The organism is Rhodopirellula islandica, from assembly GCF_001027925.1.
Taxonomy (GTDB): domain Bacteria; phylum Planctomycetota; class Planctomycetia; order Pirellulales; family Pirellulaceae; genus Rhodopirellula; species Rhodopirellula islandica.
The window spans coordinates 1-15,057 of sequence record NZ_LECT01000052.1; the positions used below are offsets into that span (position 1 = coordinate 1).

The window sequence follows — 15,057 nt, forward strand, 5'->3', positions numbered from 1 at the left end:
TCGATGAAAGCGGATGCCGAACGAACCGGCCGCCACCACCACCGAGGCCAGGTCCAAGCCGCAGCCTGCTTCGGTTGAGCAGGCCCGAAGCAATCGCAGGCCTTCATCGCGGCTCATGAGGCGATGGAACAGTTGGGGACAACGGTTCGACTCTGATGCGCTCATTCCACCAGAATCACGAGGTCGACACCTCTCGGCAGACGATCGTTCCCGCGAATGCTCGTTGAAACCATGGGAGTCGTTCCCAATCAGCCATTGAAAATGCCGGAAGTCTCGCGACGCCAAAACCAACAAGGTGGCTGGCACCTTATAGAAACAAGCAGAGAAATCAGAAGGTGGCTGGCACCTTATAAGAAGTGAGAAGGTGGCTGGCACCTTATAAGAAGTGATAATTGATTGGGGGTTTCCGTGCGTCGCCATCTTTGGTCGTCGGGCGAGAAAGAAGCTCACCGGCCGCATCCAACATCTCTTGGGTGGAATGATAGTCTTCCGAAAATCGCTGCTTCTTCCACTCTTGTTGAATAGCCGCGTCGTTTGCACCAAAATGCCTGGCGTTGCTCAGGATGTAACGCAGGCCGAATGCCAGCGTGACACCTACAAGCCAGAGGAACCATCGTTCGAATCGTCTGCGGCGAACACGATCAGACATTGGGGGCAATTGAATGAGAGTTGCACCACAGAAAGGGGCCGGTACCTGACTGGGTATCATTGCGGAAAAGTTTTTTTTTCCGACAGAGGGCCTCTGTCGGCTACGTGGTTGTTCAGGGTGCTTGGATCTTGAACAGGAACTCTTTTCCACGAACGAAGATCGCGCCGTTGGAGACGGCGGGGCACGCGGAGGTCGCCATCTCTGGCACGTCGTTGGTCGCGTTGATCTCGGGTTCTCGTTGAGCCTTCACGACTGTTCCCAGTCCACTTTGGTTGAAGAAGTACAGACGATCGCCAGCGAGAATCGGCGACGCCAAGTAATCGCCGGAAATACGTTTCTTCCAAAGTTCCTCACCGTTGTTCACATCGATGCACGACAACACACCGTTGTCGGTGACCTGAAAGATGAGTCCATCGTGCTCAATCGCTTTGGCGAAACGAGGGTTGCCGCGTTCACGCACCCATTCGACGTGCGAGTCGGTGACGTCGCCTTGGGCGGACTCATCCAGCCGAACCGCGACAAGCTGCGCCCCACGGGAACCGGTGTTGATGATCGCGAGCTTCTTTTCCGGCAACCACAACGGTCGGATGCCTGCGTTGTAACTCTTGTGTCGCAGCGTCCAGAGTTCTTTGCCGGTTTCCAGATCGTAGCTCTGCATCGCTCGAGCACCGACGGACAGAATTTGCGTTTGCTCGCCAACTTGGACAATCGCGGGTGTGCAGTAGGCTTTCCGCAGATCGCCGTCACGCAGTGGTTTCCCGTCATCACCGAGATCTTCGTAGTCAGTGCTGCGATCGGTCCGCCAGAGAGTCTTGCCGGTTTCCGCATCGAGTGCCGTCGTGTATTGCTGGTCGACGCCGTCAAAGGTCAACACCAATTTGTCACCATACAAAACTGGCGAGGAACCTGGTCCCCGAAAATGCTGGCACGGCAAATCGCGTCGTTGCCAAATCACCTCAGCAGTCTTCGCATCCAGTTTCGCGGTCCCATAGCTACCGAAGTGAACGTAAACAGCGCCTGGCCCCAGCACACAACTTGGTGCCGCGTAGTTATTGAATCCGACAGCACCTCCAAGTTCTTCAACCTCCTCGTTCTCAAACAGCAATCGGTCGTGGAGAATCTCGCCAGTTTGCTCATCGATCGCGATGACAAATTGCTGCTTCCCATCCGAGGTTGCTGTCGTCAGCCAAATCTTGCCCTCACCGATCACCGGCGACGAGTGACCTTCATCGTGCAAAGGAGCCTTCCAGGCAACGTTCTTGGTATCCGTCCAGTGAATCGGAAGCCGATCGGCATCCGCGTCAGCGACAACGCCATCCAGGGTCGGTCCATGTCGATCGGGCCACTGCGCCGAACCTTTCGGTGCCGAAATGACGAGCGATGCGGCGAAGACGATCGCAAAGAGAGAATTCAAAATCAATCGAGTCATGACGGTCGCTTGCTCGAGACGCGGTGGGCAGAGGGAGGGAGGATCAACGCCAACATTGTAATCGACGTTTGACGCGAAGAGGATGTCGAGCGGCCTGCTCTCCACGGCAATCGCTCCCGAAATGCTTGACGAGCTTCGCATCGAAATGCTTCACCGCGTCACCGACGCGATTTCGCTCGGAAACGGGGAATTGAATTCCGTTCCCGGAAACGGTCGCCTGCCTTGTGAAAGACGCGCCAACCGAGAATCACTTTCGCTCCAACCTGTCCGTCGAAAATCCAGTTTCCGTGGCCAAGGCATGCAGTTCCTCATCCTTGAGCGCACGATCATAAACGACCAAGCCCGCGATTCGCCCTCCGAAGAAGTTCCCCCATTCGTGATTGCGATCGACAGCCCCGACGGTGAATGCTTCTCCATCCGTGCCACCATCAAAAAGTCCTTTCTGGTAGCGGAATGGATTTGCGAGTGCCAGCGAATCCAAGTTGCCGTTGACGAACACGCTTGAGTGCTGGCCGTCGTATCGCATGGCAATGCACACCCACTGATTTTGCGGGATGACGGTGGCGCCAGTGCTGTAGGTGGTGCAGTATTCTCGTCCCGGGGTGGGGCCGACACATGCCCGTGAACTCGGTTGCGAATCGGGTGTCGAACCAGCACACCCTCCTCCTCCAAGTATGCCGCCTTGGCTCCGTCAACGAACAGGCAATACTGGCGTTTGCGACGAGTCTCTCCCCAAACACCTGCGATCGCCTGCCAACTTTCTGTTGACTGACGCTTGATCCAGGCCACCACTGTCACTTCCGCCTCCGGCCCATGAATGTTCAGACGTCCCAGTTTTTCGCGAGGAATGCTGAACCACTGGCCTCGTTTGAGCTCCGCGGCATAGGGACCAAAGATTCCATCCTCGACGCGTTTGATCGGGCCATGTTGCTCGACCAGTTCAAAATCTCCACCCCGCCGCCGAGTCCCTGGGTCTTCCTGGAAATCCCAAAATGCAATTTGTCCTGGGAGTGCAGGTAGCGAACGAGACTGGGCCGCCGGGACGGTTCCCGTCTCGCCCCCCTCGTCCGCATGCACTGAATGGAGAGCGACAATAGGCAGCAAGCCAAACGCCAACGCGAACAGGCGAAACAGAGCTTTGGAAACGTCGTGGGTTGAACTCTTCATCAGACAAATCAATTGGAGTTGGCCAACGTCACCGAAACCAATTCGGCACGCATTCTTTGAGCCAAACGATCGTAACACGCGTCGCCCCAGTGCGTGCCCCAGTACCCGTTCACGTTCGACAACAAACGAAAACAGGGTGGCTGGCACCATTCAGGCGGTTAACGAAAACAGGGTGGCTGGCACCATTCAGGCGAAGGGAAACGCCAGGCCGGACTCCTGTCTGATAAAATCGGCCCGCACTGCGAACCGACATGCCAACCGGGAGACACCTTGATGATCAACGCACTCTGTCTGATTCTGACGCTTCATGTTGTTGGGCCACCCGTCGTTGAGGATTTGAACGTTCTGGACGGCGGCAACCCCAACGGTCCAACTTGGATCGATTGGAACGATCCCGGACTGATGTTGGTGCATCATCTCAACGGCTTGACCCGCGAATGTTTGGCATCGCGTGAAGACGAAGTCGGCAAACTGAAAACAGCCGAGGAATGGAAGGCTCGCCAAATCAAGGTTCGGCAGACGCTCGATCAAATCCTCGGACCGTGGCCCGATCGATCGCCATTGAATCCTCGAGTCACAGGCACACTGCAGAAAGACGGCTACCGAGTTGAAAAGATCGTCTTTGAGTCGATGCCCAATTTTTACGTGACGGGAGCACTCTTCATTCCGGAGGGACTCAAAGAACCGCGGCCTGCCATCTTGAAAGTCATTGGCCACTCTGCGTCTGCTTTCCGACGAGACCTCTATCAAAACGTCATCTTGAACCTGGTTCAAAAGGGGTTTGTGGTCTTCGCGATCGATCCGCTAGGACAAGGCGAACGATTGCAATACTTTGATCCTCAAACCGGGAAGTCGACGGTCGGTTCCGCCACCAGAGAACACTCGCATGCTGGCGTGCAGTGTTTTTTGACGGGACAATCGATTGCTCGCTACTTCATCTGGGACGGCATCCGTGCGATCGACTACCTGACAACTCGGCCCGAAGTCGATCCAAATCGCATCGGTGTCACGGGATTGTCGGGAGGTGGCACGCAAAGCAGTTACATCGGGGCGGTGGACGAACGGGTTCTCGCCGTCGCACCGACCGGCTTCATCACCAGCATCAGTCGCCTACTGGGATCGATCGGGCCGCAAGATGCCGAACAAGTCTTCTATCACGGGCCGATGCTGGGAATCGATCATGCCGATTTGCTGGAAGTCCGGGCTCCCAAACCGACGTTGCAAGTCACCACGACGCGAGACTTCTTCAGTATTCAGGGGGCTCGTGAAACGGCCGCCGAAGTGCATCGTGCCTTTCAAACCCTCGGTCATCCCGAGCGATTTGATCAAGTGGAAGATGACTTCGGACACGGATTCACGAAGCAGAACAACGAATCCACCTACGAGTTCTTCCAGACGTTTCTGGACCTGCCTGGTAGGGTGGAAGAACAGTCTTATCCGTTTTTGACGGAGGCGGAATTGACTGTCACGGAAACCGGTCAGGTTTCCACGGCGTTCGAAAGTGAGAACGTTTTCAGCATCAATCGGCGGGAGGCCAAACCGCTGCTGGAGAGACTGAAAGAGAGCCGGCGAGATTTGGACCAGCATCTCCCGCAGGCGTTGAGCGAAGCGACAAGGTTGTCCGGCTATCGCAACCCCGAGGCGGCAGTGGCTCCGGTCTTCCGCGGCCAATACCAACGCGAAGGTTACCGGGTTGAGAAATGGGGAGTGCCGGGTGAAGGCGAAACCATCATTCCGACGTTGGTGTTTGCTCCCGATGAACCGGGCACTCGGCCGGCGATCATCTACGTGCACGGCGAGGGCAAGACGACGGATGCCGCGGCGGGTGGAACGATCGAAGAACTGGTGCGTCGCGGGTACGTGGTCGCGGCACCGGACCTGCTCGGATACGGCGAGACAACGTACAAGTTCCGGCAAGGGCACGCTCCCGTGCAACCATTCTTCAATGCGTTGATGTCCGGCCGAAGCGTGGCGGGAATCAACGCAGGAGACGCCGTACGCGTCATGAATTTCTTGCAGGACCGAGACGACGTGAAACCAGACCAAATCGGTGCCATCGCGATTGGTGATGTGGGGCCGGCGTTGTTACACGCGGCGGCGTTTGAACAGCAAATCCAATGGTTGGTGCTCGCGGATTCTCTGATGGATTACCAAAGCATCGTCAATCATGAACTGTACGACGTGAACGCCAACTCGTTGGTCGCTGGAGCTTTGACCGCCTACGACTTGCCCGATTTACTGGCGAGCATCACGCCACGACGTGTCGCGGTTGTGCAGCCGCGAACGCACCAGCGAGAAACGGCCACAAGCGATCAGATCGCATCATCACTGGGCTTTGTCCAGAAACATGCGAAAGATCGGTTGCGCGTCGAAACGGAGACAACCGATCTTTTGGAATTGGTCCAGTGGTGTGTCGCTCCCTGATGGTTGACTGAACGAACGCCACTAGTGGTCTGTCAGGACTTGTTTTTAGGGTAGTGGACGAGGCCACGAGTCCTGAACTGGCGTAAAATCCAAGGACTCGTGGCCTCGTCCACTACGATCAACCCTAACTTTTAACTTTGACGGACCACTAGAACTCTCTTGCGATCAATCCTGCGTCGTCAGGAAGACTTGGTGGACGCCAGCGCTGATGGAATCAGACAAGGTCACCGAGAGAGTATGCGGGCCTGCCGGTATCGTTGCTTCCATTACATGACCACGCCGTTCGCCCGGTGCGACATCGAAGGTGTGCGTCTCATCATTCAGGTGGAGCGTTGCGGTTCCGCCGCGATGATCTTTGTCGGTCAGGATCAATTCGACTTCGTAGCGTTTCTCCTCCGGAGCGTCCAACAACCAGAAGCCAGTGGAGTTCTTCGCCCAGGGACGACCGCTGGAGTGTCGCCAATCTTGCCGTGTCAAAACCGTTTGCGGTTCATGCTCGGTGCCGATGACGATCCGAGGCGGTGCGTAGTTGTCAGGACGAGTCGAGGAAACATCATCGAACCAATTGGAATAAGCCTCTTTGAGCCGCTGAACGATCTCAGGATGTTTGTCGGCAAGATCGTTTTGCTGCTTGGGGTCGTCTTCCAAGTTGTACAGTTCGAACTTGGGTTCGCCTTCAAAGCGTTCTTTGCCGAAGCCACTGGGGTGAACCAATTTCCACGGATGTTCGTGCATCGCAAAGTGATGAAATTTTTGCGGCACGTTGCCTCGGTGAGTTTGAAAGGCAATCGATCGCGTTTCCCACTGGGAGTCATCCATTTCGCCGGTGAGCAGAGGCAGAAAACTCTTGCCATCGAGTCCGGGCGATTCCGGAACCGCGACTCCACAAGCATCGAGCAACGTCGGCATCAAATCGATGTGAGCCAACATCACGTCCGACGTATCACCCGGTTCCACTTTCGCGGGCCAATGAAACAACAATGGAGAACGAATGCCGCCGTCATCCACCTGTGTTTTGCTGCCTCGCATGTTGCCGACAAAGCGACGCGAATTGGGACCGTTGTCATTGAGGTAAAGCACAATCGTATTTTCGCGAATTCCGAGTTTGTCGAGTGATGCGAAAAGTTTGCCGACGTTTTGATCGATGTTGGTGATCATGGCAGAGATCCGAGCCAGTTTATCGAACTCAGCCACGCGGCGTTTGGCGGGAAGTTTGTTCACCAGGATCGGCGAGAAATCGATTTGCTTGTACTCTTGATAAAGTTCCTCCGGCACATCATGGAACGGGCCGTGCGGTGCGTTGGTTGCGATGTACGTGAAGAAGGGCTCGTTCGAGTCGGTTTGTTTGCGAGCGAAGTCAATCGCAGCGTCGAAGAAGATGTCGGTGCAGTAACCTTCCATTGCCACTTCGTCGCCGTTGTGAACCAGCGTTGGGTCGGTGTACTTGCCTTCGGCTCCAATGGGATCCGAAGGCTGCCCGATACCGCCGCCACGGTGAATCAAGCTCTCGTCGAAACCTTGGTCCATGGGACGCATGGGGTAGTTATCGCCCAGATGCCATTTGCCAAAGATGCCGGTTTGGTAACCCGCTTTGCTGAGCCGTTCTGCCAGCGTGACTTCGTCCGGATCCATCATCGCTCGACCAACATACGTGTCGATGCAACGCGTTCGGTAGTTGTATCGCCCCGTCATCAGACTGGCTCGAGTCGGGGCACACACGCTGCTGACATAGAACCGGCTCAAGTAGCCGCTCTGCATTCGCATTTGATCCAGCGAAGGCGTGCGAATGATCGGGTTGCCCATGAACCCGTAGTCACCGACTCCCTGGTCATCGCTCATGATCACGATCACATTGGGACGATCTGCTGGGTTGGAATCGGCCGCTGAAGCCGCCGGAGATGGCAGGACCGAGCAAGCCAACAACACGACGCTTGCGGAGGCAAAAAGAGAGATGGTTTTCATATGGGGACCTGGTGGAAATCAAAGGTGGGAGGCGTTGTTCAGAAGGGCGTCGAGTTCAGCGACTGCGGCCATCGTCGACGATCTGTTTCATGCGTTTCTGCAACCGCTGAACGATCTCAGGATGGTCTTGGTAAACGTTGCTGGTCTCGGCGGGGTCGTTTTTCAAATTGTAGAGCTGACCAGTTGGGCCACCGGACTGCGGCGGGATGCGTGATGGTTTGGAAAAGCCCCCTGACCCCAGTCCGGTGATCCATTTCCAATCGCCTTCGCGAATGGTCATCGTGGATTTGCTTCCAGCTCGCATCACGAATTCGGTTCTCTTTGTGCCTTGCTGGAATGGCTGTTGAAGCAACGCCGGCAAAAAACTGTGGCTGTCCGGTCCAGCGTCCTGGGGAAGTTCTGTCTTCCAGATATCGGCAAACGTGGCCATCAAATCGGTGAAGCAAACCAGATGATCCGTGCTGCTGGATGCGTTGGCGTGACCTGGCCAGCGAACGATGAACGGCATCCGGTGCCCAGCCTCCCAGGCGTCGGCTTTCATCCCTCGAAAACCGCCGGCCGAATCATGCTGGAATCGTTCCGTGTCGTTCTCGTACCAGACCGGCCCATTGTCCGAGGTGAAGATGACGATGGTGTCTCGTTCCATGTCCTGCTGTTTCAGCGCATCCAGCACGCGTCCGATTTCGTGATCGACCATCATCACAAAATCGCCGTACGATCCCACTTGGCTCTTGCCAGCAAATTCAGGACTGGGCAACCAAGGAGTGTGGGGTGCGGGATAGGCGAGATAAAGCATCAATGGCGTCGCATCGTCAGCGTTTGGATGAGCTTCGATCGTGTCGATCGCCAAGTCCGTGAAGTGTGGCAAAACATCGGACAGTTCCAGATCCGGAGCAATGCCGCCGGCTCGCCAAAACGCACCTTGAATCGGCGACCATCCTTCGCTGGCGTTGGCTTCGATGCGATCCGTCGGCGGATGCACCGCTTTCCGATCGTTGATGTAGAAGTAAGGCGGAATGTCGGTGGAGGCTCGGATGCCAAAGAAGTGGTCAAAGCCGCGGTCCACGGGGCCACCCAACAACGGACGGTCGTAGGTTTCGTTGGCACGCTCTTCAAATCCCAAGTGCCACTTGCCAATCATCGTGGACCGATACCCCTGCGATTTCGCAAGCGATGCCAGCGTGACTTGATCGGGTTCGATCAAAGGTTCACGGGGCCAAACGCTGACGTTGGTTCGGAACGGATAGCGTCCCGTCATCAGCCCATACCGTGACATGTGACACAGAGGTCCCGGTGCGTGGGCGTTGGTGAATCGCATCCCATCGCGAGCAAGCGAATCGATGTTCGGCGTTTCAATCTTGGAGTCGGGATTGAAACATCCCGGGTCTCCATACCCCATGTCGTCCACCAAAATCACAACGACATTGGGACGTTCGGCAGCAAAGAGTACTGATGCAAAGAATGCAAACGAAAGCGAAAGAATAGAGCGATTCACGAGATTGGTAGGTGGGAGGGAGGGAAGGTCTGCGATCCAAATGAGCCGTTTGGGCGTTAGCCCCGGTTCCAAGCTGCAATCGCGGGTGACGCCGAGCCATCGATCAACAACCGAGAACTCGACGATCCCGACTTAGAAGCTAGAAGCTTCAATCGCTTCTTTCAAAGCTTCGATCGTTGGCGGTGACGGTTTGACGCTGCCGGGACGTTTGCCACCGGCGATGTCCAGCGGCGTCCACCCCCGTTTGTTCTTGTGGTTCCAAACATTGGGATCCGCGCCGACCGAAGTCAGCTTTCGAACCGCGGTCGGAAAGGTTCGCAGCGCGGCGCCGTGCATCGCGGTTTCTCGGTTGCGATCGACGACATTGGGATCGATCCCGAGATCAACCAGCATCTCGATCGCTCGGTCCACCTCTGCGGGTGTGCCCGGTTCTTCGCCCACCGCGATCACCCCGACTCCTGCCGCAGCCATCAACGCGGTGGTTCCGTCATCGTTGGGGATGGTGGGGTCGGCTCCGAGTTCCAGCAACAAATGCATCAGCTCAACGTCAGCACCGCGAGCGGCCAACAAGAACGGCGTGGCGCCCTTGGGATTGAGGCGTTGGCCACGTGACTTGCCGTTTTTCAGTTGCAGATTCACGTCGGCACCCAGTTCCACCATTTGGCGGACAAAGTCCAAACTGTGAATGGATCCCGTGATGCGAGGTGCCGGGTCGCCTTCTGGGTTGTCGCCCAGTTCTGTTTTGCGAACCCAAGTGATCGCGTGCAGTGGAGCGTATTCGCTGCGTTGGTCGTTTGGATCGGCACCGCGACGGACCAAATCGCAAGCCAACTGAAGGTGCCCGCTTTCCATCGCGAACATCATCGCCGACATTCCGTTCCGCGGATTTCGGCCGCCGCTGCGTTTTGGTTTCGCGACGGTGTTGACGTCCAAACCCGAGTCGAGCAACCGCATCACCACCGCCGATTGTCCGTGTCGTGCCGCGAACATGAGTGCTGACAACCCGGACTGCTTCAGTGTTGTTTCAACGTTGCATCCCGCATCGATCAATGCGTCGACGGCATCCAGGTTGCCGGCCGCGGAGGCCCACATCAACGCGGTTTGCCCACGGGCTTCTTTGTCTTCCATGTCAGCTCCGGACTTGATCAGCGACCTGACCACATTCGCGTTGCCCTGTCGCGCCGCCAACATCAACGGCGATTCGCCGCCGCGTCGAGCCGCGTTTGCATCGGCGCCCGCGTCCAACAAGGCTCGCACCGCTCTGAGATTGCCATACTCACACGCCAGGCTCAGTGGCGTGACCTCATACAGCGTTCCTGCATCCACGTCCGCACCGGCAGCGACCAGTGCCGCGATACTGCGAACGTGATTGTGGTAGGCCGCCCAGTGCAACGCCGTCATCCCATCGGGTTGAGACGCATCGACGTTCACCCGATCGCCAGCCAACGATTCTCGAACCAAATCCCAACGTTGCTGTTCCGCCGCGGCAACCAACTGGTGATCGAGTGCTGATTCCTCGACGCCAGCAACCGCGGCCGCATCCCGATCGGATGGATCCGCCGCGACGACGCCAAGACAAACCAGGAGCGATCCAGCGATCGGCAAGATCATTCGCAACATCACAGTGTCACCGGATCGAAGAGGTCATCGACCGTTCCCGTGCTGTCCGCGAACGATTCCAAAGGCACACCGACTTTGTTGAGCAACGTCAGGTGCAGGTTCGACAGTGGCTCAGGGTCTTTGAACCGAAGGTGACGGTTGCCACACATGTTTTCGGCGGCACCACCAGCCACCAAGATCGGCAGATTGCTGTGGTCGTGCGCGTCCGGATCGCCCATGCCGCTTCCGTACATGTAGAGCGAATGATCGAGCAATGTTCCGTCGCCTTCGGGGACTTCGTTCATCCGCTTGAGGAAGTCAGCGAACAAGGAAACATGGAACTGGTTGATCTTGGCAACCTTGGCCAGTTTCTCCGGATTGCGACCATGGTGAGTCACGGGGTGATGAGGATCAGGCACGCCGATCTCAGGATACGTTCGCGTGCTGGCCTCGCGAGCCAATTGGAAAGAAACGACTCGAGTGATGTCGCCTTGGAAAGCGAGCAACTGCAGATCGAACATCAGCTTCGCGTGATCGGCGTACGCGGTCGGCACACCAACGGGGCGATCCAAATCGGGCAGCGGATTCTCCTCGCTGTTTTGTTCCGCCAACTGAATCCGGCGTTCGACTTCGCGAATGCTTTCGAGGTAACCATCGATCTTGTTGCGATCCGAGGCACCCACGCGATTCTTGATCCGCTTGATTTCCAAGTTGATCGAATCCAGCAGGCTGGCTCGTTTTTGCATCGCGGCTCGACGTTGCTCAGGAGTCCCGCCTTCGCCAAACAAGCTCTCAAACACGATTCGCGGGTGAGCTTCGGAAGGCAACGGCTGCGTCGGAGAAGCCCAAGACAAACTGTTCTGGTACACGCACGCGTAACCGTTGTCGCACTGGCCGACGGTGGACAGCAGGTCCATCGACAGTTCCAAAGAAGGCAACTGAGTGGTGGCCCCAATCTTCCGAGCCGCGACTTGATCGACCGTGGTCCCGTTGTAGTAGTCACTGCTTTCGGTTCGCTTGGCTCGCGCCGCACTCAAAAACGCCGAGTTGGACGTCGCGTGGGAACCGGGATATGCGTTTTGCAAATCCGTGTTGGAGATCACGGTCAAGTGATCCTTCACGTCTTCCAGTGGCGACAAACTGGACGGCAATTCGTCGAGCGTTTCGCCTTCGGGAGTCCATTCGGCCGGGTTGTATCCCATCGGTATATAGATGTAACCGATGCGTTTGAGGCGACTGGGGGCGGCTGCCGTTGCCGCGGTTGCGGTCATCGCCGGGATCATCGCGTCCAGCAGTGGCAACGCGACGGCGGCACCGGTGCCTCGCAGCAGCGTTCGACGGGAAAGATGGGATCGTTTCATCGAGCTTCCAGTTTAGAAGTGGGCAGCGTGACGGATCATCGGGATGAGTGGCGGTTGTTCGGTTCAGACGCGAGTTCTCGGTACCGAAACGGCTCGCTCAGAACGATGCCGTTGACCAGAGAAGCCAGCGTGTAGTTGGACTGCGCCGCACCACGAACGATGCGGCGAATCGCCGGTCCATCGTGTGGCTCGACAGCTCGTCCGAGTGCGTATGTCATCAGTTTCTCAGAGACGGTTTGAGCAAAGATGTCCGGGCGAGCGACGATGCCGGCTTCCAGTTCATCGACCGATTGCAACTCGGTACCATCTGGGAGTTGGCCCGACGAATCGACATCCAGCGTGCCTTCAAATTGTCGCCAACGCCCGACCGCGTCAAAGTTTTCGAGTGCGAACCCAAGCGGATCGATCAAGTCATGGCAACTCGCACAAGTCGGATTGGCTCGGTGCATGGCCAGCCTTTCCCGGACGGTCATCGCCGCGAGCGTGTCTTTCTCTTTCAAGTTGGGAACATTCGGCGGTGGTGGAGGAGCCGGAGTTCCGAAGATGTTTTCCATCACCCAGTTGCCGCGAATCGTTGGCGAAGTTCGTGTGGCGTACGAGGTGACCATCAGAATGCTGCCGTGCCGCAAGATGCCGCCCCGGTGCGACTCCGGTGAAACTTTGACGCGGCGGAAATGGCTTCCGGCGACGCCTCGGATCCCGTAATGCGTGGCCAAACGTTCGTTCAAAAAGGTGTCTTGCGAAGCGATCAAATCGGTGACGCTTCGATCGTTCGTCAATACATCCTGAAACAACAACTGAGTCTCGCGTTGAAAAGATTGCCGAAGGTTGTCGTCGAAGTCGGGGAACAAACGCAGGTCAGGCGTGATCGAATCCAAGTTGCGTAACTGCAGCCACTGCGAAGCGAAATTCGTGACGAGCGAATTGGCACGAGGATCACCCAGCATTCTTGCGACTTGTCCGGCCAGCACGTCATCGTTTCGCAATTGCTTGGCGTCGGCGAGGTCCAACAATTCTTCGTCGGGCAAACTGCTCCACAAGAACGACGCCAATCGAGACGCCAACTCATGATCCTTGACGGCGACAACATTCTTTTCTTGTGTTGCCGAGGCATCCGGATCAACGGATTCAATCCGGAACAGGAAGTTTGGGTTGACGAGCAACGCGGTGAGAGCGGACTCGATGCCCTCATCAAAGTTGCCGGCTGAGAAACCGTCATCAAAAAAATCCATCAACAACGCCAGTTCCTCATCCGTGGCGGGACGGCGATAGGCTCGGCGAGCCAACCGTGTGAGGATCTTTTGGGCTTCGTCCCGGTCGTCGTTTTCGCCGGGCCAGTTCTCGCCGAAAATGGCTTGGCGGCTGATAGTGTTGCCGGGACCGTCAGGAGCAAACGGTCCCACGATCGAAACCTGATAGATCGCTGGCGTCAGTCGTGGATGGCGGTGTCGATTGAAGTTGGCATCGAAGGGCTGTCGTTTGCCCTCGGTCAGCGACGAGAAGGTCTTCGGAAACGTGACTCCAATCGAATGCCGGCCGGCGTCGAAGTGCAGACGCTGCTTCAGGTGAGAATCCGAATGCGTGTAATCGGGACCGCCGTACTTGCCGGTCTTCTTGGGTGGATACACCTTGAACTGGTGCACTCGAGCACGATCGACCAGCACATCGATTTCGTGTTCGCGATGCAAACCCTCGACTTGTTCGTCTCGGTCGCGAGTCAACTTCAACTCGATTTCGTACTCACCCGTTTGCGGGAAGTGTTGATCGAACAACACACCGCCGCGGGTTCCAAACGGCAATCCTTCAACATGCTTTTCTTGCGAACGGTCGGCCGGCAACCGAATCGTCACTCCGGCGGGGCCGTTGCCCATGCCTCCGACGGCCACGCGAGCGATCTTTTGCGCGGCCGACACGTAGCGGTTCAGGTGAGTCGGAGAGAGTTCCTCGACGGTGATGTTGTCAAAACCGTGACTGGATTCGTCTTTGGGAAGGTAGTCCGATGCATCAATGGTCACCGCCAGCAAATCACGGATCGCGTTCTGATACTCCACGCGGGTCATCCGCCGCATCGCTCCCACTCGGCCCGGACGTGGGAACCGCTGGGCGTGATGATCGAGAACAGAAACCAACGAGGCTGTTACTTGAGAGTAGGTTGCTTCGTCGGGTTGGCCGTAATCTGGCGGCGGCATCTGCCGGGTGTTGATGCGTCGAAGGATCTGTTCCCACTCCGCCGTCGCAAAGTCAGGACGCGTGAACTGATCGGCACCGAAATCAAACGCCTGCAAATCCAATCCGGCTTCGGCATCGTTTCCCGTGTGACAATCCAAGCACTGATCGGAAACAAATTCGCGAATTTCCGAAAGGTCGTTCGATATCGCCCGTGTTTTCGGAACCGAATTGAATGGTGGCGAGGATGCTCCCGCTTCATCCTGATGCGTGACTCGGCCCTTGTCCGATTCGTTTGGTCTCGACTCGGAAGTTGGAGGCACACCGTTCGGATCGTCCCCCAACGAGGTTTCGGTGATCGCCAATGTCAATGCGATGGCTAGGACAGATGCGAGACGAGGCAAAGGAGTTCTCTTGGGGAGGATCCAAGCGGATGAAACGAGAACAGGAATGACCGGCGAGTCGTCGGACGCACTCTGCTCGCCGTTTTTTTGGGACGAGGGAGCGACCGCACCCACGACCAAAAGTTCGCGGTCCATCCTACTCGATTAGCCGGTCTGACGCACCCGGAAAGGGGTCGCATTGCCCCTTACCCGCGGCCATCAGGATCGCATCCCCCGTTACGTGTGGATACTTCGAAGTCCCTACTGGTCTGTCTGGACTTGTTTTTAGGGTAGTGGACGAGGCCACGAGTCCTGAACTGGCGTCAAATCCAAGGACTCGTGGCCTCGTCCACTACGACCAACCCTAACTTTTAGCTTTGACAGACCACTACGCTCAGTTTTCTCAGATGCTGGCCCCAATA

9 protein-coding genes are annotated in these 15,057 nt (G+C 56.8%); 1 reads left to right on the forward strand and 8 read right to left on the reverse strand.

Translation table 11 applies throughout. The features are described 5' to 3' along the window. Positions 1-376: 376 nt before the first annotated feature. The 3 genes from RISK_RS25525 to RISK_RS33715 form a co-directional block, all read right to left on the reverse strand. Positions 377-649, reverse strand: coding sequence for a hypothetical protein (locus RISK_RS25525; protein WP_047817172.1), 273 nt, complete (start codon positions 647-649; stop codon positions 377-379). Positions 650-761: 112 nt separating this feature from the next. Beyond that, a complete protein-coding gene (locus RISK_RS25530) occupies positions 762-2,078 on the reverse strand; it encodes an outer membrane protein assembly factor BamB family protein (protein WP_047817206.1) in 1,317 nt (438 codons plus the stop codon). A 247-nt stretch (positions 2,079-2,325) separates the two neighbouring features. Beyond that, entirely contained in the window at positions 2,326-2,604 is a 279-nt protein-coding gene (locus tag RISK_RS33715; protein WP_053061307.1) for a hypothetical protein, read from the reverse strand. 914 nt (positions 2,605-3,518) lie between these two features. Between RISK_RS33715 and RISK_RS25540 the strand changes: the two genes are divergently transcribed. Beyond that, positions 3,519-5,669 (forward strand): alpha/beta hydrolase family protein, encoded by a 2,151-nt coding sequence (locus RISK_RS25540; protein ID WP_236696699.1) that lies wholly within the window; start codon positions 3,519-3,521, stop codon positions 5,667-5,669. A gap of 165 nt (positions 5,670-5,834) precedes the next feature. On the opposite strand, the gene RISK_RS25545 is transcribed toward RISK_RS25540, so the two are convergent. The 5 genes from RISK_RS25545 to RISK_RS25565 form a co-directional block, all read right to left on the reverse strand. Then, positions 5,835-7,631 (reverse strand): arylsulfatase, encoded by a 1,797-nt coding sequence (locus RISK_RS25545; protein ID WP_047817173.1) that lies wholly within the window; start codon positions 7,629-7,631, stop codon positions 5,835-5,837. A 55-nt stretch (positions 7,632-7,686) separates the two neighbouring features. After that, complete coding sequence (locus RISK_RS25550) at positions 7,687-9,126, reverse strand: sulfatase-like hydrolase/transferase (RefSeq protein ID WP_047817174.1); 1,440 nt, start codon at positions 9,124-9,126, stop codon at positions 7,687-7,689. Between the two features lie 132 nt (positions 9,127-9,258). Beyond that, positions 9,259-10,746: an ankyrin repeat domain-containing protein gene (locus tag RISK_RS25555; RefSeq protein WP_047817175.1), complete on the reverse strand. Its 1,488-nt coding sequence runs from the start codon at positions 10,744-10,746 to the stop codon at positions 9,259-9,261. Further along, positions 10,746-12,086: a DUF1552 domain-containing protein gene (locus RISK_RS25560; protein ID WP_047817176.1), complete on the reverse strand. Its 1,341-nt coding sequence runs from the start codon at positions 12,084-12,086 to the stop codon at positions 10,746-10,748. The genes RISK_RS25555 and RISK_RS25560 overlap by 1 nt, the downstream gene beginning before the upstream one ends. A 35-nt stretch (positions 12,087-12,121) precedes the next feature. Continuing rightward, positions 12,122-14,791, reverse strand: coding sequence for a DUF1592 domain-containing protein (locus tag RISK_RS25565; protein WP_236696700.1), 2,670 nt, complete (start codon positions 14,789-14,791; stop codon positions 12,122-12,124). Positions 14,792-15,057: the final 266 nt, after the last annotated feature.

Coding starts and splice junctions, on each gene's coding strand:
- RISK_RS25560 (WP_047817176.1), bottom strand. CDS start 12,086: ATGAAACGATCCCATCTTTCCCGTCGAACGCTGCTGCGAGGCACCGGT.
- RISK_RS25530 (WP_047817206.1), bottom strand. CDS start 2,078: ATGACTCGATTGATTTTGAATTCTCTCTTTGCGATCGTCTTCGCCGCA.
- RISK_RS25555 (WP_047817175.1), bottom strand. CDS start 10,746: ATGTTGCGAATGATCTTGCCGATCGCTGGATCGCTCCTGGTTTGTCTT.
- RISK_RS25545 (WP_047817173.1), bottom strand. CDS start 7,631: ATGAAAACCATCTCTCTTTTTGCCTCCGCAAGCGTCGTGTTGTTGGCT.
- RISK_RS25525 (WP_047817172.1), bottom strand. CDS start 649: ATGTCTGATCGTGTTCGCCGCAGACGATTCGAACGATGGTTCCTCTGG.
- RISK_RS25565 (WP_236696700.1), bottom strand. CDS start 14,791: ATGGACCGCGAACTTTTGGTCGTGGGTGCGGTCGCTCCCTCGTCCCAA.
- RISK_RS33715 (WP_053061307.1), bottom strand. CDS start 2,604: ATGCGATACGACGGCCAGCACTCAAGCGTGTTCGTCAACGGCAACTTG.
- RISK_RS25540 (WP_236696699.1), top strand. CDS start 3,519: ATGATCAACGCACTCTGTCTGATTCTGACGCTTCATGTTGTTGGGCCA.